At 45.0% G+C, this 19,285-nt stretch carries 20 protein-coding genes and 2 pseudogenes; 1 reads left to right on the top strand and 21 read right to left on the bottom strand.

All coding sequences use genetic code 11. The features are described 5' to 3' along the window. The 5 genes and pseudogenes from WG8_RS27835 to WG8_RS03340 form a co-directional block, all read right to left on the bottom strand. Positions 1-210, bottom strand: a pseudogene (locus WG8_RS27835) (N-acetylmuramoyl-L-alanine amidase family protein); the annotation flags it as partial. Positions 211-337: 127 nt separating this feature from the next. Further along, a complete protein-coding gene (locus tag WG8_RS03355; RefSeq protein WP_007428677.1) occupies positions 338-679 on the bottom strand; it encodes a hypothetical protein in 342 nt (113 codons plus the stop codon). A 53-nt stretch (positions 680-732) separates the two neighbouring features. Further along, positions 733-5,379, bottom strand: coding sequence for a hypothetical protein (locus WG8_RS03350; RefSeq protein ID WP_007428676.1), 4,647 nt, complete (start codon positions 5,377-5,379; stop codon positions 733-735). Between the two features lie 10 nt (positions 5,380-5,389). Then, positions 5,390-6,022 (bottom strand): hypothetical protein, encoded by a 633-nt coding sequence (locus WG8_RS03345; protein WP_007428675.1) that lies wholly within the window; start codon positions 6,020-6,022, stop codon positions 5,390-5,392. Further along, positions 5,989-7,563: a hypothetical protein gene (locus tag WG8_RS03340; RefSeq protein ID WP_007428674.1), complete on the bottom strand. Its 1,575-nt coding sequence runs from the start codon at positions 7,561-7,563 to the stop codon at positions 5,989-5,991. Before WG8_RS03340 ends, WG8_RS03345 begins: the two co-directional genes overlap by 34 nt. A 114-nt stretch (positions 7,564-7,677) precedes the next feature. Here WG8_RS03340 and WG8_RS03335 point away from each other — a divergent pair, with 114 nt between their 5' ends. Next, positions 7,678-7,932, top strand: coding sequence for a hypothetical protein (locus WG8_RS03335; protein ID WP_043890732.1), 255 nt, complete (start codon positions 7,678-7,680; stop codon positions 7,930-7,932). 261 nt (positions 7,933-8,193) lie between these two features. On the opposite strand, the gene WG8_RS25900 is transcribed toward WG8_RS03335, so the two are convergent. From WG8_RS25900 to WG8_RS03270, 16 genes and pseudogenes are all read right to left on the bottom strand, one after another. Further along, positions 8,194-8,754 carry a hypothetical protein gene (locus WG8_RS25900; protein ID WP_007428673.1) on the bottom strand — a complete coding sequence of 187 codons (561 nt, stop codon included), beginning with the start codon at positions 8,752-8,754 and terminating at the stop codon, positions 8,194-8,196. A 65-nt stretch (positions 8,755-8,819) separates the two neighbouring features. Then, positions 8,820-9,485 carry a hypothetical protein gene (locus WG8_RS03325; protein WP_007428672.1) on the bottom strand — a complete coding sequence of 222 codons (666 nt, stop codon included), beginning with the start codon at positions 9,483-9,485 and terminating at the stop codon, positions 8,820-8,822. 12 nt (positions 9,486-9,497) lie between these two features. Continuing rightward, a complete protein-coding gene (locus WG8_RS03320; RefSeq protein WP_007428671.1) occupies positions 9,498-10,904 on the bottom strand; it encodes a hypothetical protein in 1,407 nt (468 codons plus the stop codon). Further along, complete coding sequence (locus WG8_RS03315; RefSeq protein WP_007428670.1) at positions 10,901-11,461, bottom strand: phage adaptor protein; 561 nt, start codon at positions 11,459-11,461, stop codon at positions 10,901-10,903. Before WG8_RS03315 ends, WG8_RS03320 begins: the two co-directional genes overlap by 4 nt. Before the next feature lie 9 nt (positions 11,462-11,470). Next, the gene (locus WG8_RS29290; protein WP_269744424.1) at positions 11,471-13,234 is read right to left on the bottom strand and encodes a glycosyl hydrolase family 28-related protein; all 1,764 of its coding nucleotides are present in this window, start codon (positions 13,232-13,234) and stop codon (positions 11,471-11,473) included. Between the two features lie 17 nt (positions 13,235-13,251). After that, positions 13,252-14,553 carry a hypothetical protein gene (locus tag WG8_RS03305; protein ID WP_007428668.1) on the bottom strand — a complete coding sequence of 434 codons (1,302 nt, stop codon included), beginning with the start codon at positions 14,551-14,553 and terminating at the stop codon, positions 13,252-13,254. A 1-nt stretch (position 14,554) separates the two neighbouring features. After that, entirely contained in the window at positions 14,555-15,166 is a 612-nt protein-coding gene (locus WG8_RS03300; RefSeq protein ID WP_007428667.1) for a phage adaptor protein, read from the bottom strand. A 16-nt stretch (positions 15,167-15,182) separates the two neighbouring features. After that, the gene (locus tag WG8_RS27030; protein WP_157136303.1) at positions 15,183-15,446 is read right to left on the bottom strand and encodes a spike base protein, RCAP_Rcc01079 family; all 264 of its coding nucleotides are present in this window, start codon (positions 15,444-15,446) and stop codon (positions 15,183-15,185) included. Next, complete coding sequence (locus WG8_RS27025; RefSeq protein WP_007428665.1) at positions 15,397-15,552, bottom strand: hypothetical protein; 156 nt, start codon at positions 15,550-15,552, stop codon at positions 15,397-15,399. The genes WG8_RS27030 and WG8_RS27025 overlap by 50 nt, the downstream gene beginning before the upstream one ends. Positions 15,553-15,587: 35 nt before the next feature. Next, complete coding sequence (locus tag WG8_RS03295; RefSeq protein ID WP_007428664.1) at positions 15,588-15,776, bottom strand: hypothetical protein; 189 nt, start codon at positions 15,774-15,776, stop codon at positions 15,588-15,590. Next, positions 15,773-16,102: a hypothetical protein gene (locus WG8_RS03290; protein WP_007428663.1), complete on the bottom strand. Its 330-nt coding sequence runs from the start codon at positions 16,100-16,102 to the stop codon at positions 15,773-15,775. Before WG8_RS03290 ends, WG8_RS03295 begins: the two co-directional genes overlap by 4 nt. 12 nt (positions 16,103-16,114) lie before the next feature. After that, the gene (locus WG8_RS03285; RefSeq protein ID WP_007428662.1) at positions 16,115-17,077 is read right to left on the bottom strand and encodes a Mu-like prophage major head subunit gpT family protein; all 963 of its coding nucleotides are present in this window, start codon (positions 17,075-17,077) and stop codon (positions 16,115-16,117) included. 15 nt (positions 17,078-17,092) lie between these two features. Then, on the bottom strand, positions 17,093-17,506 hold the full coding sequence (locus tag WG8_RS03280) for a hypothetical protein (RefSeq protein ID WP_007428661.1): 414 nt from the start codon (positions 17,504-17,506) through the stop codon (positions 17,093-17,095). A gap of 11 nt (positions 17,507-17,517) precedes the next feature. Next, positions 17,518-18,471 (bottom strand): hypothetical protein, encoded by a 954-nt coding sequence (locus WG8_RS03275; protein WP_007428660.1) that lies wholly within the window; start codon positions 18,469-18,471, stop codon positions 17,518-17,520. A gap of 89 nt (positions 18,472-18,560) precedes the next feature. Continuing rightward, positions 18,561-18,728, bottom strand: coding sequence for a hypothetical protein (locus WG8_RS27020; protein WP_007428659.1), 168 nt, complete (start codon positions 18,726-18,728; stop codon positions 18,561-18,563). After that, positions 18,725-19,285 (bottom strand): annotated as a pseudogene (locus WG8_RS03270) (hypothetical protein); the annotation flags it as partial. The gene WG8_RS27020 and the pseudogene WG8_RS03270, both read right to left, overlap by 4 nt.

Genomic DNA, 19,285 nt, shown 5'->3' with positions numbered 1-19,285 from the left:
GATAGATACACGCTCTTTAAGCTCTAAAAATACGTCTGTGCGGCGCGTAAGCACCACCTTTAGTTCCGGATTATCTTTTAAAAATGCTTCCACCTTAATAGCCATAGTAAGGTTAAAATCCTTTTCTTTCTTGCCAGTTGGACCGAGTGCTCCCGGGTCCTTTGCTCCATGTCCTGCGTCAATTACGATTGTCTTTTTCCCCATCTCGTTGTCCCTCCAGTCTTTGAATTTGTCGGCATCTTGGGCATAGGTAAACGTCACCCAGGATAATAAAGAGGGCCGTCTTGGCCCCCTCAGATAACTTTGAAAATCTTCGTTTGGCGTGTTCGCATCCCATTCAATCCCCACCTCCTGCATGATCAAATCTATCTTGGATTCCATCCGCATCATTCGTATATCTTGTTCCTCCGTCAGCAACCACGGGAGCCACTTCCGAAGCAGTTTCTTTACTTTCTTCTGTCGCAAAATCAGGAATAACAAGCCGGCTGCTGTCGACAGCGAAAGCCCATTCTTGATGATCTGTTCTGCCGCTGAAATTATAAAATCGTACACTGCTATCCACCGCCGGGTATAAAAACTTGTCTCGTGCTGCTGGTCCAAGTAACCATAAAACCATATTCAAAAACTCCTGAGAGACCGCACACTCTCGGCTGTCATCTTCCAATTCAATATATTCCATGTCACTTCCCCCAAAAGAAAAGGACCTCCGATAATCCGGGGTCCTTAATACAGTTATTTAGCAGATAAGTTATATTCTCGCATAATCTGCTCACGTGCAGTTTCACTAGATTTTCTAAGCAATTTTTCCATTTGTTTCGCCTTCTGCTCCGTTGTACCTCTAAGATTGCCTATTCTACGCGCTGTCTCTTCACCCTGTACTTGAGATAAGCGGCTGAACTGTTCTCCTGTGAGTTTGTTACCTTTAAGCGTCTTACTCGGTACACGTGGAGCCAAGGTTTCATCTTCTGTCTCAGTAATCAGGTTAACGACCTCCTGAGCTTCAGGAGATAGCTTATAGCGAGACGGGAAGCCTGGGTTTAAGAATATATTAGTCAAGCTTGGATCTTGATAATTCCTTTGCTCTTGGCCTAAAGTGTCGTATTTTTTAGGTAGACGTTCTGCCAATCCAGGCATCTTTGCCTGAGCTTTATTTAAAGATTGTTCTAATTTATTAGGCGAATAGGTTTCACGCTTGCTGTTGTCCTGTGTCTGCTTAATCTGATTTAAAATAGTAGGGATAAACGACGATGGAATATCAGACAGAACGTCAACAATTTTATCTGTTGCTGTTTGACCAGCGTAACCGGATGCTGCGTCAGCAAGGCCTTTCAGGACGGATTGTTGTTGCAAAGTATTAATCCCACCAGCAAAACTATTGTATCCAGCTGCTAGTGTTCCGAGAACAGGACTTTCGTCGGCCTCTTTCTCATCTTTCACATTCTTATTGATATTAGCACCCATGGATATAGCGATAGACACAGGCTGCATCCAGTCATAGGTGTACAAAAGGTCGCCCTCTTCTAGCTTCACATCAGAGTTAAATCCAGACTCAACAAAGCGTTGTAATGCGGACAAGTTGACTTGATATTGTCCCTGACCTGATGCTTGTTGTAAAGACCTGATATCCTTGTCTTTACTAGCTTCACCCGTGATGATCCCTTTATCCATCAAGAAATACCCCATGCCCATCATGCCGAACGTACCTACCATTGCACGTGATAGAGCAAGTGTAGCTTCTCTCGGGTTAGATTCAGCAAAGCGTGCTCCTTTTTCAAGTATACGGGCACTGCGAACAAACCCAACTGGACTGAATTCCAAAGCCCTCATAAGCAAAGCGCCTGGCGTATTCGGATATTTTAGAACCAGGTCACCAATCCCAAAGTCTTTGCCTGCGTTCAAACCACGTTTAACCGTGGAAAGGAACTTAGAAATAGAGTTCTTGTCTTGAAAAGTTACATATTTACCATACTGCCCAGCGATTTCGGTCAAGTTTTCATCAGCGCGGTTAATAAAATCTTGGACATACTCACGGGTGGGTTTCACACCTTTGTTAATAGCGTCCAAGGTTGCCATTTCGCCCATTGTGTCATTGTAAGCCCGCATGTAAGCAGCGTTATCAAACCCTCTCAGTGCGGCTCCAAGGGTCTTTTCCAGATAAGTCATAGGATTATATTTACTTCTAAAGGCTTGACCAGCAAGATCATATTGCGTCTGTAATCCGTTTATATTAACTCCATTCCAGCCTGCTTTCGATCCTTCCATCCAATTCTTCCAAAACTGCCCTTGATTATTTGTTCGAAATGTCACATAGCGTTGACCACCTGTAATTTTAGAACGAGCTATATCAAATGGTGTAGCAACAAATTTATTAAGTCTTTCCACACGATAAAATAACTCATTGCCTAAAACGTTCCGCACCTGTGTCTTTGGATTAAGCAGCTGAGCAATTGTTTGAGCTGAACTAATTTTTTTGAGCAATCCTGGTTTATCCAAAGACTGTAATATTACTTGCAAATCCTGTGAAGCAATTCGCTTTGCCTCTCCAGATAAACCAGATACTTTACGAGCTAATACCAACAAAGATTCAGCCTCATTGTCCGTTAAATTTTTCTCACGGATTATCTTTTCGGTTAGTTTCTCAGCCCGGCTAATGGTATCTTGGCTAACCTTCTTAGATGATAGTTCAAAAGCTTCCTTAGACCGTGCATATAGACCTTCTAAACTAGGTCTTATACCTTCACCAAACTCTTTTACCATCGCCTCAGACCAGTCAGAGAATTTGACTACACCTTTACCCATCTTAGCTGCTCCTATTACTGCATAATCAGCCCAAACATCCAGAGGGGTTGAACTAATTTGAATACCACGAGCACGCAAACGTTCCTTAGCTGCCTCTTCTTGCGCATCCAAAAACTTAACTACATTGTCACGCACGCGCTGATCTTTCATAGCTGGCGGTCGTCGCGGCGGTGTCGGATTAACCTTTCGACTGGATTCCTTCACAAATTGTTTAGATTCCTTCACGAATCGGGATAACTGATCAATCTCAATATCATTAAGCTTTTCGCCATCCTTAGCGCGTTTCAAAATATCTACCACATCATTAGCAAGTCCCTTAACGCCTGTCATACGCTGTGTAGTTTCCGCTAGATCAGTCATTTTAGCAGCCATATCATCCGTTATTTTTACTTTTTCTGCTTTGGTAGGCAACTTCTCGTTAATGCTATTAGCAAGCTTCTGAGCACGCACAAGCACGCCTTCTGGCGTTAACCTCTCAAACAAGGAAAGGGCTTGGATGGACTGTCCGGCGTTGGTTGCTTCCTCAGCAACTTTGTTAGCGATATTTACCGCCATTTCATAATTTTTTTGCTGGTTATAATGATCAATAAGTCGTTGAGCCGTTGCTGCTTTCTCAGCGGTGAAACGGGAATCATCCAAAACATAATTAGTGGCTTTTCGAACATCCTCGGTCAATCTGCGGTTAGCTTGTTGCACCGTTTCAGCGTTAGTAATAGGTCGGTATGTTGAATCAAGACGTTCAGCAAATTCTGCTGGTGTTTTCTCAGACTGCCGCAAGGTACTGGCAAATCCACGTTCAACCTGACCTGCTTGACCAGTTGGTGGCTGAGCTTCATTGACAATCGGGCTTACTGGCGCTTCTTCTACTACACGTGGAGCATTTACAGGTGGTTCACTCGCCGCTGCTGCTCGAGCGTTTGCTGCATCTATTCTTTCCTGCCGCACACGCAGGAACTTAGGTACTTCAGGATCGTTGATGTTAAAGTTTTGCTGACGATTTATGGACGATTCATTCACCCTCTGAACCGGTTCGCGGCTTGCTCCTGGTCTAGCACCTACACGTTGCACAGGTGATGCAGCTTCACCTACAAAAGTAGATGGCTGTGCTTCTCTCACAGGCAACGGAACACCATATTTCTCGCGCGTTGCTTGATTTTGACGTGCTTTTTGGGCAAGATCTGACGTGACTTGTCGGCGTGCTGGGTATGCCCGGTCAATGAGTTCACTTAAGCCAGGATCTTTCCGGCTTGCCATACTACTCCAAAGCTGTTCCAATTCTTCCGCTTCTCTACCCGGTGTGAATTCCGTTTGGTTAGCCACACGAATCAAGTTTTCAAATTTAGTCCGATATGGATTTTCGAGACGTGCCAACCTACCAGTAGTTCCGGATGTATTGCGTCCAGCAGGAAGCGCCAATGGTTCTGGCGCCCAGTTTGTCGGGTTAACAATGGGTCCTTCACTGGTTGATAGGTTGGATCGCTGACCAGCCCGTGCCATGCGCTGATCGCCGCGTCCAAGAGGCAAGGCAAGTATTTCATCAATCTCCGGTATTGCTCGATCTCCTTTGATCTTATTCAAAGCCTCACGCAGACCTAAGCCAGCACCCCTTAAAACGATATCACCACCAGCTCCTAAAGCCGCACCCATACCTGCATTGTGCAATATTTCCTTGCCTGTCGTCTGATCTTGGTTAAGGCCAATTGCGGCACCACTTACTGCCCCGGCACCTGCTCCAGTCAATGCACCACGTGTAAAGCTGTCTGCTGTTCTGGCGCTTACTCCTGGTATTCTAGCTGCCTGTCTGCTGATCGTATTGGTAAGAGCATTCCCCGTACGCGTAGCAAGTCCAGCTTCTGCCGCTGCCAGTGGCCCAGTTATTAGATTCTGTCCTTGGACACCAGGTGCAGCAGGGTTAATTCCTAAAGCAGCCACCCCGGCAAGGGCGCCCGTGAAGTCTGCTACTTTATCCGCTGTAGCATTACCTGTTGTAACGTCATAGTAAGGTTTATCTCCCGTTACGGCGCTACCTATTTGTCCAAACGTGCGGCTAGTGAACTGCCCGGGCTTATTGTCAAGCAAAAGACCTGCAATTCCTTCTGCTATTGGTCTTGCTGGTGCGATTGCAGGAAATCTTTTTATGTCTTGGTCTATCCCTTCCATCCATTGTTCATAAGCACTCAACGGCTTGATTGTTTTACCTGTAGCTGCTCTATAAGTACCTATAGCGTCCCTGTTGCCTTGGGTTGCCTGTGTAAATGTGGAGTTTTCAATAAAGCCCGGACCAATTATTAGGGATGAAGGCAGCTTGAGACGATTCTTTTCACGCTCCGCCGCCTGCCGTTGCATCTCTTGTCCAGCATAGTTTAGTCCTTTATTTACAAAGTCTTTAACCTCAGGAGATTTGACTGTATTTTTGAGTGTGTTTACAAGCGTCGGTCGGGTATCTTCTATCATGCCTAATTCCATTTTACGTCTTTGAATAAAACTTAAGTCGGAATTGGAGTTCAAATTACCCACAGGAGCGGAATCAACAACCATTCCTAACTCACGCTTTCTTTTCTGTATGAACGTTTCAGCCATGTTAACCCTCCTATCTCAACATACCCAACGCATCATTCATTTCTGATTTAAATCGTTTCACAACGCTATTACGTACAGATGATGAGGAACTACGGAAATACTTCATGCCGTTATTCGCTGCTCTCTCTGTGTAAATACGTCTGATAATTTCGGCGTCTGACATTCCAGGGGATATGCCAGCGTTTTTAAATACCTTATTAGCTCCGCCTACGCCGTGTTGAGTTGCTGTAGACCATAACACACTTTGCAATGCCTCGGATCGTTTAGACACGTCCAAGCCTGTAGATTTCACAATTTTAGATACTGCAGGAGCAAAAGTCCCTTGTCTCATATATTCATGTTGCAAAGAATTAAATTGCTGTGGATTTGATGCCGCTATTTTCTTCCAAGCAGAATCAAAGGCGGCCGTTCCTGGTTTCTTACCAGCCAATTGCTGATACATACTTGGAGATACATTTTTTAGATAGTTAACAAATGCATTCACACTGCCTGTATTTGTGGCAAGCTGATATGTGCCGTAGGAAGCGCCCCCAATGTCCCCGGGTGTATGAGCTACAGTACCGGGGTTGCCACTGGATTCATATTTACTTGAGAGCGTCCCTATACCTCCTACGGCTGTTGTTTTGGGACCGGTCCACTCCATTGGATTCCATATCTTTGGTAAAGTTTATACTGTTCGTACTCGCTCAAAGGAGCAGCAAGAATAGCCTTTTCGATATCAGGCTTGTTTGTAATGATTGTGTTGTCGTCAGCATCTTTGGATTTAATCACTTGATTGTCCAAATAATCCTTGGCATACTTTTCTGCTGTCATTCCCTGGCTTGCAGCAGCTCTGTCTTTCTCTACTCCATATTCAAATTGACGCGCATCCAGCGTTCTGATTCCCTGTGGAATGCCTGTTAAAGATGACAATTCACTTGTTACATAACCCAGACGATCAGATGCATTCCATGCGTTTTGCAAAGCTTGCTGATCCACTGTATTACCAAACTGAGCTGTCGAGAAATCATTTTCCCAATCTTGCTGACCTTCGTTAAATTCTTGTTGTCTTGCTGCTAGACTATTATTGAAATTTTGTTGTTGAGCTTGCAGCGTAAGCGGCGTATTTGGGTTATTTGCTTGTCGATTAAGTCCCTGCCAATCATCCTGTGGAGTTACAGCACGTCCAGTCATTTGGCTGACTACATTAGCAGCATTAAGATTGGATTCTTTACGCTGTAGATCCTGTTGCTGTCCTTGCAATGTGCGGAATCCTGTGCTTGCGTTTTGAGATGCGTTGTTAGCATTCACATTCGCACCATACGCAGCAGAGTTAATACCAAGGGACTCAAGTATCTTACGTCTGTTATCAGCTTGTGCGCTTAAATCTGCACGCTGCTGGGCTGTAGTTCCTTTAGTCTCCGCCTGATTTTTGAATGTGAGAATGTCATTTATAGCCTGTCTCGCTTCTGCTGGCATGTAATTACCTGTTAACTGGGCCTCTGCCATAGGCTTTGTAACGTCCTGCTGATACTGTAGGCCATACAGGTTAGCAAGCTGTGCGGCCTGTTGCTGTGCCGCGCTCTGATCGTAGTTTGCCTTATCAATAAACCGTCCGTATGCCTGCTGCATCATCTGTGGCAACGTAGTATTTGCTATGCTTTCCATGGAGCGGTTGGCAAGCTGATTAGCTAACGTTTCGGAATAGGATGATTTACCTTGTCCGGTAGCTCTCAAGCCAGCATTGGTATTACGTTGAGCCGTTGCTAGGTTCGCCTGTGCCTCTCGCAAAGCAGCCTGATATGCTGGGTCACTCTGTGGATCATATTTGAACTCTGGTAGCTTAGCAGCCTGTGTATTAGCCAAGCCCGACAAAGAGTTAAGCGTCTGTTCCAAGCGCGGTGTAGGCGGTGTAAATGTCGATGTAGTCATGTTGTTACGGACGTTATTTGCAGCCTGTACCATAGGTGAGGCCTTAGCTACTGTTGGCACAGATACGGGCTTAGTAGGTGCCATGCCCTGCCAAGCGTTGTTGAAATTTTGCTGTGAAGACATTGCTGATCCGTTAGCAACTGAACCCGGTTTAAGAAAGTTTTTACCGTCCACCGTCACATAACCGTTGCTGTATCCGATTCGGCTGTTATTTACTCCTTTGTTATTCAGAGCTTGGCGTACGCCAAAGTTGTTTTTATTGGTGGTTGCCATATTGAACCTCCATTCTTATGCAATAAAAAAGGACTCTCGTAAGAGAATCCCAAAGTTTCCCTATTCATATTTTTCAATCTCTACTAAAATTATATATTTAGAGAGGGGGTGAAGATGTTGAAAAAGATAAAATTAAAAATCGTACCAGAACCACAAGATGGAAAAGTAACCGTATTTGTTAAACCAAACAATGACGACAAACGCCCATTCGTCGTTGGATCAGGAAGCTACAAATTTGCTTGCGGTTTCTGTGACCATATCTTAGCTAGAGGGGTTGAGTTCAAGCAAGTTCAAAATCTTGCATTTAAGTGTCCACGTTGCTTAAAATATAACATTTCCAACAACCCTATTCCAAGAGAGCATTCTTAATTAAAATTGGTTTCTTTAACTCATAGAATTGCTTCTTCAAGGAAACATCAATGTTCATGATTACTGGCTGGTCTCCAACAAGTTTGAAGATCAGCCATTCTCTTATGGACTTCATTTTGATTCCTCCCAATAGAAAAGGACCCTCATAAGAGAATCCTTTTGCTCATTATTTTATTGTTGCTGATATGTTGCGACGTCGCCACATTTTAAATGCGCCGACGTCGGCGCTTTTGCAAACCGTACGACGTCGTACGATTTACATTATTGTTTTTCTAGTTCAGCTTTTTGCTTTTCTAGATTTTCATTTGCTTTCTTATAATTCTCGATATTACCTTCGTACAATTTAAGGTCTGTTTCAGCAGATCTCATTAGAACATCAGAGTAAGTTCCTTTTTTCATATTTTCTTTCATTTTATCAATGGCATCTTGGTTTTCCTGTATCAGTGAGTTGTTTTCTTTAATAGCTGCCTCAATTTTTTCGAGTGTAGGCGCATAAGATTTTACTTTTTCCTTCTCTTTTCCATCCAACGGCGTTGGCGTTGGCGTTGTAGTCTCATTTATTGGATTGCTAGACTCGTCACTCAATGCAATTCCCTCTTTTCCAAACTGGACCTTCATTCCAGTGGCCTCACCAATGGAGCGTACAGGAGCGTAGCTTTTACCCTCTACTACTATTGCCTTGTCGACTGATTTTCCATTAACCGACACTGCTGTCTCGCCCTGAATCTTCTTCCCGACCAAACTTTGAATCTCATCGGCGAAAGATGTCGCCCCAATTGTAAATAGCGCACCAGCTAGAAATCCAGCTACATATTTTTTCATGATGTGTCTCCTTCGTTCCATTTTTCACCAATATAACACATCATGAATAGTATATAAATTCTTTTTTAAGGATTTTCGAGAGATTCCAGACGATTATAAATTTCATTCAGTTCGTCTTGAAGCGTCTTGTTTTCATCGACATTTTTAAGCTTACTCCATCTTTGAATGTTAACTGTTTCGGAAGGATTAAGAGTTATGCTTCCTCCAGCTGCTTGAATATTCATAGTACCTACAGATACAATATCAAATCCCAAAATAGTATTAATTCTGCCTTGTATTTCTCCATTTCTAACCAAATTAATTGAAGGTGAACCGAAGTAATTAGGCTCTATAGAAATATAGTTTTTCTCGTCAAAATAAGCAGCAAGCAGATTCCCTTCTGACCCCATCTCGATCTTGGGGTATTCGCCATTTGTACTACTCAGCAAAAACTTAGTTAGTGTAACCAAGCCACTTTCAAACACCTTAAACGCCGCCTTAGCACGGTCTGGATCACCCGCCCATATACGTAGATCATCCTCGTCCGTTCGCGCGCTGCTCATGCCAACGGCACCGTCTCTGGATTGCAGCTCAGTTTTGTTTACGTTGTAGCCTCCGATTTCTCTAACATTCCTAGAGTCGATTGCCCCGTTAACGATAAACTCTAATTCCTTAACTACTTTTGCGAACTCATCCAACAGTTGAGCGTGACTGGTTTGTGCGGTTAGTAATGGAGCTTGGAACATTGCCATGTAAAAAACCTCCTAATATAGTGGCATCTCACGTTGTTGCCGGGTCAATTCATGCAGCTTAAAGTAGCCCGTACCCTCAAACTTGATGCGTATATAATTCTCATTCGCTATCTTGGCGGTAGGTATAATCACCCGATGCTTAATAAGGTCAGCAGCTGGTGCAATCTCACCCACCTGTACCCAATCATTTCCGTTAATAGATGGCGACAGGTATATCTTAAGGTTGCTAGTAGACAGCAAATCTACCACAGCCCATAGCTTGTACATCCGAAGCTTTTGAGCGATTGAGCTATTGTTAAACGGCTTAGTGATAAGTGACCATTTAACGTCCTGTGTGCCATCCTTAGCGGCCCCAAATAGCTGTATCACTCTACCTTTGCTATCGCCCACGTAGAGGTTCTCACCCATTGAAGCAAAGCATAACGGGTCTATGTCGTTAAACATCGTCCATGCCTGAATGCGCGGATCATAGTTTAATATGTCGTTTTGGTGAGTGGAAAAGAATAATGTCTTACCATCTGTCCCGGCGCAGCTTGTAGATGATACGCCGTTTATAAAGCCCTTAACGACCTCGCTAAACGATTTATCTGGCAAGACCCCACCAGTGTATTGATACACTCCGTTAAGGTTAGAAAAGTAGATAACACCGTCCTGAGTGATTACGCTTTGGTTATTCCGGACGCCGATACGGTCAGCCACCATCTTAGTGGTAAAGTCTGACGGGACACCGCCGTACATCTCATGGAGACTGTTAGGCATGCCTATCGTAAGCTTGGTTAAGCTACCTGACAGCATATTCACGGTTTCCCCTGCCATGGACTCCATCTCTTTACCGTAGCTATCCTCGTCGTCACCGTTGTACAGTTCCCATTGCTCCGGTTGATCTAAGGCACATGACTTTATTTCCTTACCAACAGCACACCACAGCCTGTTTTGATAAGTGGTAATATAGTTACCTTTGGCTGGTGCTCCGGTTAAATTAGATACCGTAGTACCGTCATAGTGCTTGATAGGATCTACTCCATTGGCGCCTACTAAATGGATGTCTGACCAATTGCCTTGAAAGTTCGTAAATGACCAACGTGCTGAGGTATCCAGGCCTGATGCCAGCGTCTGCCAAGTATTATTGTTAAACACTCGCCATGTACCATCGCCAAAGACAGCATGCAGCTGCTGATTCTTCCACACACCTAACCCGAGTACTGATGTACTTATTGCACTCCCTAGCACACTGTAACCGCGCCTAGCTGTTATAACTGGGTATTCGTCCAATACAAAGTTGCTGATGCTGGTAAACAGATTGTCCTGGATGGATAAAGGGTCGAAGCTGCTCAACCCTTTCCATTCACGGACCGTTATTGCCTGCTGTATGCCGGGTAACGGCTGGTAGTTAGCTTGTGGGTACCGGATCACATTCACGATACCACCGCCCTTTGATGGTTCTGAGCCGCCACGTTCCAGGCGTTTTTATACTGATTTTCATAGTTGGCTGCTTTAACCTCATCATCCATACTATGAGCGATGTATGCAGCAAGAGCCGGGATATACGTCCAGTGGTATTCTGCTGGCGCATCCGGCTCTATGGTTAAATTGCTGCTTGTATAGGTTGTGGTGCCTATTCTACTGTACCTCACTAGACCGCCTAATCCTGCCACATAGGGCGGTGGCGATAGAGTTAATACCTTGGTTGCATCATCAAACCTAAACGTATTCTGGAGCGGGTTTGGTGCGTCTGATGATAGTTCGTGGTATTTGATCACGCCACACATAACGAAATCTATATTTTTAAATCGCACATTAGCAGATAATGTGTACTGGCTTTGATCCAAGACAGACGTAAACGAGTCGAAGACAGGTATCTTCACCACGTTAAAAAAGTCCTGGTTAATTGCGTTCAACCAGATTAGTTTATCCGCTACGTCGACTGCATTAGGTACCAATAAATCTGCTTCTTGGATAATCTCATTTATTTTCATGTTATCACCCTAAGATTTTGCGACTTCGACAGTAACCTCAAATGCGTTGTTACTGCTGACCACGTTGATTAAAGTAAGGGATATCTTAGCTCCTTCGCTACTCACACCCCATCGACTAATATTCAATTTGGCCGCTGGCCCGATATTGGATGTACCGATCAAGTCGGTTATGTTGCCCTGCTGAAAATGAGCATCGGCAAAGTCTCTGATAACCACCAAAAACACACGACTGACGGAAATGATATCTGTTGATGTATCCTTCATCGTAATTGTGAAGGTGTGTGTCTTCTTGCTGTTATCAATAAGCGAGTCTGTCCAGAAATCGAACGTTTTTTCCGTGCCATATGCAAGGGTAGCCTTCTGACGTTTGTACGTTCCCAGATTATTAACGACTGAAATATCTGATGCTCCAGTCAATAAAGCGCCAAAAGAAGCTTTATCTAAGTTACACCCGGTAAAGCTTATCCCCGTACTGCCTGATCCCGTTACAAGATGCGCAGGTTTGCCGCTGGTCTCCCAGTAGTCTGTTGTATACACGTTGCCATCAAAGACTATATTTTCGCAATTGATCATGCGAAGGTGTGTCTGTTGCCAATCGTTGACGTTTGAGTAACCAGATGCCATCATTACGTTGCCAACAAAGGTTAAATCTCTTGCATTGTTCATGTAGATGCCCTCATTTTCAGCTCGGTCGAAAACATTTCCCGCGAAGGTAGACCGCTGCGTATTCGTAAGGGATATGTGCAAGTCGTTATACTCCACCTTATTGTTCACCACGTTACAAGCCGTCCCGTTAAAGACTATCCCCGTTTTGCAAGTGTAGATAAAATTGTCAAATACCTTACTGTCATAGAGCAAGTTGATGCCAACGTTATTGTTGAAAATAGCACTATTGCTGATCTGCCATTGCTGGCCCTGTGTGCCGCCGAGGTCAAACCCTATTGCCGTGTTAAACCCTGCCCACTGGCAATTGTTTACTTGGAGCAATCGAACTGAACCATCTATTCCATTGGTAATCCGGCTTTGACCGACAAGAGTTATATTGTGTATCCCGACATGACTGGCACCGTTAGCACGAAACATAAACTCATCGCCGATCTTAGCGATGATACGTGATGGTCCCAAGTCATATTCGTAATCCCACGTCTGATTAACGCCCATGAGAGAGATACCGTTGTATAGTTTGAGCTCGCCAGCGTAATACTTGCCTGCTGGGAAAAATATAAATCCACCGACCAGTTTGAGAGCATCAATAGCTGCCTGAATTGCTGCAGTATCGTTTGTTACCCCATCACCTACAGCCCCGTAGTCTTTTACGTTGAGCGAGTACGTACCCTTTTTGACAAAGGTATTTTTGTTTGCGACCCAATCATTCAAGTCTGCCACTTGCTGTGGACTCATTAGACCGCTCACAGTCAACGTCGAATTTGGTATAGGGTCCGCACCATCGCTCAAATGAGACGATCCATGTAAGCCAGGAATTGCGTCTCCCGTGGCTGTAAAGATTAATTTATCTTCTTCGGGATTAGTCGTAATCGCTATGCCTGTGCGAGCCTCAAGGGTTAATGTATCTTCCTTATCATCAGCCACTACTGGGAGTTTGCCGGGTACATCTATCGTTTTAAATGCATTCTTAGCAAAGTTGTCGTCAGCATATTTCTTTGCGTTTTCCTCAGCCTTGTCCGCTTTTTCCTGTGCACCCATAGGAGTTTCATAGCGCGGGTTAAGCTGCGATCCAATATCCTGTGTTGTGTTAGGACGCCATGGTAGCACCAATATCATTCCCCCCTTTACGGCCTACGTCCTAGCCGTGTAAGTCTTATATGCACGTTGTACAACATGTACGTGCCTGCACCTGTTTGAGATGTCTTAAATGTAATTACATCGCTTGCAGCTAGGTAGCGCTGTTCTTCAATTCCTAAAAAAGTTACCGCGCTAGCCCCAAACCCAACAACTTGTCGATTAGTAAGCAATGTCCCATTTTGATTTATGGTAATATCAAACCGGCTCGTGGTCGGAAGGTCCTGCACAGTAGCAAGTAAGTTAATGCTGTACCAGCCATCTAACGGGACTACTACGGTGTTACCACTGCGCATGCTGTAGCTATCCTCTACTACGGTGGTGATTGGTACATCCAATACAGCCGGGTTTGCTGGCAATGTTAACAAGCCGCTGCGAAGATAAGTAAACGGGAAATCCACCCACGTTAGATAGCCTTGCTGTTTAACATATCCCGTGGTAGCTACCTGTGTATTGTTGGTTGCAGCTGCTGCTGTAGGAGCCGTTGGCGTACCTGTTAACGCTGGATTGGTAAACATGGTCGCCTTACTCTCGTTGGTTACATTGCCTAGTCCCACATCAGCTTTTGTCAGCGTTACAACACCCGTTTTGCCTGCCACGCTTTGCACGGGAGACATAGGAGTAAGTAACTCCTGCCAGCTGGCTAATACTGTGGGATCGTCGTTCTTCAGTATGAACGACTTGTTAATGTCCGTTCTTATAGCGACATCACCTTTTTCAACAGTTAGTGCTAACATATCTGCTTGGGTAGCTACCACGAATGTATCAGTTACCGCTATAGCTGGAACAACTACAGCGTCAAGCTTGCCGTTTTCGTCGAGTACAGGTACATTCCCAGCTGCTGTACCAGCATTAAGATAAGCTGAGTTGCCAGCGTCATATACTTTACTTAACGGGATAGGTTCGGGATCAAATGGTCCAGTTGCCGTTATAGTAATTGCTCTGTCATCTGGGTCTTGAGTAATCCGTACGCCTATGCCCTGTAGTATCTTGAGTTCAGTCATTGGTGCGTTTGCTGGGATACCATTCACCACAGTGTAGGCGTTCTGGTTGACCTCTGCGCCCCACTCAATGCCATCTAGCTTGTTATGGTCTGTCTGAGTAACATGTACCGTCTGATCAGCGGCATGAGCTTTAAAACGGTCATCCAATGCGTCAGTGTATGCTTTGGACTCCTGCTCAGCTTTGTCTGCTTTCTCCTGAGCTCCTAACGGTGTTTCATAGCGCGGGTCCAGTTCTGCCGCTGTATTTTCACTCGTGTTACCGTGTTTCCATGGATAAGGATTAGCCACGTTACCACCTCTCCTCTATTACATACCGTTCATAACCACTTGTAGCCGTGCGATAATCTGCCAATAGCTGCTGATAACGCACATCAAAGTTATTGTTTTCAGGCATGATATCGCGCAGCACACCGTAAACCAACAACATATCCCAATCCGGGTCAAAGCCTGTTGTAGATTGCATATCATTCACTGTGATTTCGGGGTACACAGGCGTGTAAAAAATCTTGACGCCATAAGCCTTGGCATACTTAGGCGGTGGAAATATACCAATCTGACCAGCTACAAAGTAGTAATATGGGTGTCGTGTCCGCTCGTTAAACTGCCTGAGCGGTATCCTGTGCCAATGTCGGCTATCGTCATGACCTTCGCTGTTGTCGTAGATTGCACGCCGTATATCGACGTCTGTGACGTTTCCTGGTGGGCATGGCAGATCATACAATCCTTCGCCCACAACGGTGTCAATGGCTTCTTCGATTACCTCTGATTGCTGCTGTGCTGCGGTTGGTGTACGCAACAACATATCTCTTACATTGGTCAGCTTACGCAGTATACTCACGACTGGGATTTTATTTTCTGGTAGCTTCTCAATGATTTCTTCGACCACGTCCTGTACTCGCATAACAGTTACACCTCTCTTAGTACAGCGCTAAAATATTGGTTGCTGTCGTCCCAGTCACTTTTATCCTCTTAGCAGGCAAAAAGAGCGGCACGCCTGCTGGTACAGCCTTAATCGTTACAGCATTACCACTCGGGCTTATGACAGCCACATCGCCACCTACACCACAGTACACCCCGACACACTTACCATCAGGCAAGTCCGCTGTATCGCTTGGTGTGACAGAGACATAATCACTTGCCTGTTTTACGGGTAGTGGATCTAGTCGGCTTGACATCTTCATGCTCTTCACCTCTCGTTTGCTTTACTATGATTTCAAGCAGTTCATTTGTCCGCTGTTGCTCCTTAAGCAGAGCATTTAAAGCGTCAATCTCCATCCTGTACGACATTACAAGTACCTCCTATACGCAAAAAAGGGAGCTTTTTAGCTCCCCTTCTTCTCCATCAATCCATTGTTAAACAGAAAATCACGCATGCTGTTAAAGTTGGTAACCATGTCCTTTTGGGAGTCGTTAAAGTCCTCCGAAACCTTAAGCTTCGCAACGTATTCATGCTTTGCGCCACCAGCTTTAGGATTGGTTACTGTCCATTCAACATCCCCTTTACGGCTCACGGTGCCACCACCTTTACTTTCCAACTACCGGATGCTAAGTCAATAGTGGCTCCAGTTGGGTTGAACAAGGAAAATTTAATGGCATTAGCAGCAGATACATAAGCCTGTACCTGTACGCCTTGCAGATCATATGGAGGATATACCTCTACACGTCTGCCAAGGACAGCGCCTGTTACAGTGATGGCGCTCGACACCGCTCCGGTCATTGTAGCCAAGGATGGTGGGTCAAACGTTACCGTAGCGGCAATGACGTTGCTGCCACCCACTGGTTGTCCTGCTACTGTCAGGCTGTTAGTTTCAATCGCATCAAAATGTGTTTTAGACAATTTAACCCCTCCTTATACTGGGAAGTGACCATAACCCCAAGTCCAGTCAATGCAGCCATGGACGCAACTCATAATGACCTTGAACTTTTTGATTTCAGTATCAAAGTCTTCCATGGTTCCTTCTTCTGGCAAACGGTGGTTGAACCACTTCATTGCTCGTTTCATGCGGCGGCTGTCTGCTGCGACCCATGCTTTACGATTACCTTTACTAAAGAATGGATTTACGATTACCTTGATGTCGCCTTCGTAGATATTAATGTTATGGTCAGCGGACCCGGGCTCGTATCCTTCACCTTTGCCACTAGTTCCTGCAATTTGTAATGCTGCGCGCTTGTTATAAGGTGCAACGATAAGTGTGTCAGGCATGATAGGTAACAAGTTTCCACGGTCATTCGTCCATTCCTGCATAGCTACTACAGTGTCGTCGAATGAATCAATCGTCAGATCATCAGTACCTTTGTTAGATTGTCCTGGTCCAGTGTCGCCCGGTGCCAAAGGATGATCTGTCGCAAACAAAGATTTTCCATCAGGCAGAGCAGCATTATACGTGCGACCACGGAAGTCAATTGCATTTGTTGTTTTATCTCCATTTACAAACCATTGTGCAGCCATGTTTTGACGAGTGTAGTAAACAGATCCAGCCAAAGAACGAATACGGTCTTTAATAGCTGTCAGTTTTACAAAATCAACAAGGTCACGGTCAATCTCACGACCATCAGAATATTTAGAATGAGTAAAATACTTCTGCCATAATTCATTCACATCAGAGTAAAAGACACGTTTGTTGGAGTGTGACCATTCTTCCATCAGGCCTTCTCCGCCGATCATTTCAATACTTTCTGTTTCTTTTGTAGATGCTTGAACATCAAACATATCAGGGATATAATCTTTCATCCCTTTTACTTCTTGACTGTACAGTTCACGGAAAATCGGCTCCAATACCTTACTATCCCATTGCAAAATACTTTGTACCATATCTGTTTATCCCCCTTATGAAAGTTGACGGTTTTTTACTTTAACCCGGCAAGTAGCTTTATTTGTGTTGATATCCAATACAACCAGCGAGCCGCCAGTCACATCTGACGCCAATACAGAAAGGCCATCTGCAGAGACATCCACTGTATTAGCACCCGGCAAGAAAGTTGCATCTGGAGTACCCGTATAAGGAGCTTCAAAATTATCTCCTTCACGCGCCAAGGTCACTTCTAGTTTTTTGTCAGTACCAGCAGTAATCGTTTGGTTGGAAAACCCTCCGATAGCTGCTCCGTTTGCTGTTTTGCTCCATCTACCATTTACAAGAGAGACCGCTTCGCCTCTTGCAATTGCCTCGCTGTTTGTCGCAAAAATATGAGCAATACGACTTTCAGGCGCTCCGTAATCATTAAAAACCCATCTGAATCCCATATGTTTTTACCTCACTTTTTAACGTATTTTTTGGCTGCTGCCGGGTTTAACCCGAATAACGCGAAACCGTCCGCCAACTCTTTTGGCACTTCCGGTTCAGTCTCTAATGCTGCTTGTTTTTCCACCTGAGCACGCTTATTCAGGCGTTGTTGCTTGATCACAGCCTGCTCAGTGCGCTTACGTTCATCTGCAATGATCTTGTCCCGATTGGTAAGTTCGAACGCATGAATAGGCTTGTAACCCTGCTCAATGAGAGCGTCCATTTCTGCAGTAAGCCAGTCTGGTTTTTCTCCTTCTGGTGGCGCTGTTTCAACCAATTCAGGATGCTGGTTAAACAACTCTTCCCAGCCTTTTAGTAGCTGTTGTTGCTGCGCTTCCTGTTTCTGTAGCTCTTGTGCTTTGGATTCACGCTCCATCACTTCCTTGGCTTGCTGCAGCAAAGGATGCGCGTCCAAGTACCTTTCAACATAGTCAGGATCAAGCCCAGCGTTCTCCACTTCTTCACGAAGCTGTTGCTTAAGATAATCAAAGTCCTCATGCCGTTTTTGCACGGCTTGCTGCTCGATTTTGTCCAAGTTAGCAAGGTATTCGTCAGCTGTTTCATACCCGGCGAGTTTGGCGGATCGCTGCAAGGCTTGTTCAGCTTCCGTTCTACGTTTGCGCTCCTTGTCCAGACCGAAACCCTTCTGGACTAGTTCGGGGATTTGGTCATCATCGACTTCAATCTCTTCTTTGTTAACTTTGACTCTGAGCTTCTTGGGTTCGTCCGCTATGGCTGGCGGCTCGTCCTCTGGCTCAATTTCTTCTTGTACCGGTTCGTCTGGCTCTTCGCCCATTGGTTCATCCTTAATGATGCCGAATTCCCTCAAAGCTGCGTTGATATCGACGCCCGGTGTATCTGGTGTTTCTGTGGTTTGAACGTCCTCGCTATGGCTGGCGGGTTGTTCGAATACTTCATCTCCCATCGGTACTTCCTCCTATCGGATAAGCTGCTATGGCTGGCAGCAGAGATAAGCAATATAAAAGGCCGCCCCACGACTGGGAACGGCCTGTATTATTCGTTTGTTTCTTCAATATAACGACCCATGATCATCATCTTGGCGAATTCGATCATGCCCAAAGCTTCTATATAAGTTAGTTGATCTGGATTCTTATAGTCCACATCACCTGTAAGTACATCAAACTCAATAATGATTTGTTTAGTCATTGTAGGGGCATTCATGCTACACCACCGCCCATCTGATTCATTAGTCCACCAGCTACTTTACTGGCTTCAATGTCCAGCTTCTGTTGTTGTACCTGCTGGTTGAACTCCCTGTCTTGCTGCTCCTGCATCTGCTTTTGTCCAGTCAGCTCACCAATCTGTTGTTGCATCTGCTGGTTCTGCTGTTGCAACTGTCCAAACTGTTCTTGCATCTGCTTGATTTGTTGCTGTAAGCCTGATTCCTCCTGCACACGCCGTTTGATCACGTCCATAGGCTCCATACGTCCATTTTGGATGGTGTAGCGGACTGCCTCACCGTCGATCATAGGCAGCTGTGTGACCGGGTCCATCATCTGCATCATATTGAATGCCATCTGTATCCAGTATTCGCGGTCATGTGGCTTGTCGCTACTGATATTGACCAGTATGTCGAAGGTAGGTACATATTCCTCAACAACCTGTCTTACGTCCGGAATTGGCTCGCCTGTTTCAGGATCAGCTGTCATTTCGCCAGTATCATACTCAGTCGCTACACCGGATACAATGGAATCACGGCTTACGCTTATTGAACGCCC

This window comes from Paenibacillus sp. Aloe-11 (assembly GCF_000245715.1).
Taxonomy (GTDB): Bacteria; Bacillota; Bacilli; order Paenibacillales; family Paenibacillaceae; genus Paenibacillus; species Paenibacillus kribbensis.
This window is presented reverse-complemented; position numbering and strand designations above follow the sequence as displayed.

What these genes read in the sequence shown, in the direction of transcription:
- WG8_RS03355 (WP_007428677.1), bottom strand. Translation starts at nt 679, where the DNA reads ATGGAATATATTGAATTGGAAGATGACAGCCGAGAGTGTGCGGTCTCT.
- WG8_RS03350 (WP_007428676.1), bottom strand. Translation starts at nt 5,379, where the DNA reads ATGGCTGAAACGTTCATACAGAAAAGAAAGCGTGAGTTAGGAATGGTT.
- WG8_RS03345 (WP_007428675.1), bottom strand. Translation starts at nt 6,022, where the DNA reads ATGGAGTGGACCGGTCCCAAAACAACAGCCGTAGGAGGTATAGGGACG.
- WG8_RS03340 (WP_007428674.1), bottom strand. Translation starts at nt 7,563, where the DNA reads ATGGCAACCACCAATAAAAACAACTTTGGCGTACGCCAAGCTCTGAAT.
- WG8_RS03335 (WP_043890732.1), top strand. Translation starts at nt 7,678, where the DNA reads ATGTTGAAAAAGATAAAATTAAAAATCGTACCAGAACCACAAGATGGA.
- WG8_RS25900 (WP_007428673.1), bottom strand. Translation starts at nt 8,754, where the DNA reads ATGAAAAAATATGTAGCTGGATTTCTAGCTGGTGCGCTATTTACAATT.
- WG8_RS03325 (WP_007428672.1), bottom strand. Translation starts at nt 9,485, where the DNA reads ATGGCAATGTTCCAAGCTCCATTACTAACCGCACAAACCAGTCACGCT.
- WG8_RS03315 (WP_007428670.1), bottom strand. Translation starts at nt 11,461, where the DNA reads ATGAAAATAAATGAGATTATCCAAGAAGCAGATTTATTGGTACCTAAT.
- WG8_RS03300 (WP_007428667.1), bottom strand. Translation starts at nt 15,166, where the DNA reads ATGCGAGTACAGGACGTGGTCGAAGAAATCATTGAGAAGCTACCAGAA.
- WG8_RS27030 (WP_157136303.1), bottom strand. Translation starts at nt 15,446, where the DNA reads ATGAAGATGTCAAGCCGACTAGATCCACTACCCGTAAAACAGGCAAGT.
- WG8_RS27025 (WP_007428665.1), bottom strand. Translation starts at nt 15,552, where the DNA reads ATGTCGTACAGGATGGAGATTGACGCTTTAAATGCTCTGCTTAAGGAG.
- WG8_RS03285 (WP_007428662.1), bottom strand. Translation starts at nt 17,077, where the DNA reads ATGGTACAAAGTATTTTGCAATGGGATAGTAAGGTATTGGAGCCGATT.
- WG8_RS03280 (WP_007428661.1), bottom strand. Translation starts at nt 17,506, where the DNA reads ATGGGATTCAGATGGGTTTTTAATGATTACGGAGCGCCTGAAAGTCGT.
- WG8_RS03275 (WP_007428660.1), bottom strand. Translation starts at nt 18,471, where the DNA reads ATGGGAGATGAAGTATTCGAACAACCCGCCAGCCATAGCGAGGACGTT.
- WG8_RS27020 (WP_007428659.1), bottom strand. Translation starts at nt 18,728, where the DNA reads ATGAATGCCCCTACAATGACTAAACAAATCATTATTGAGTTTGATGTA.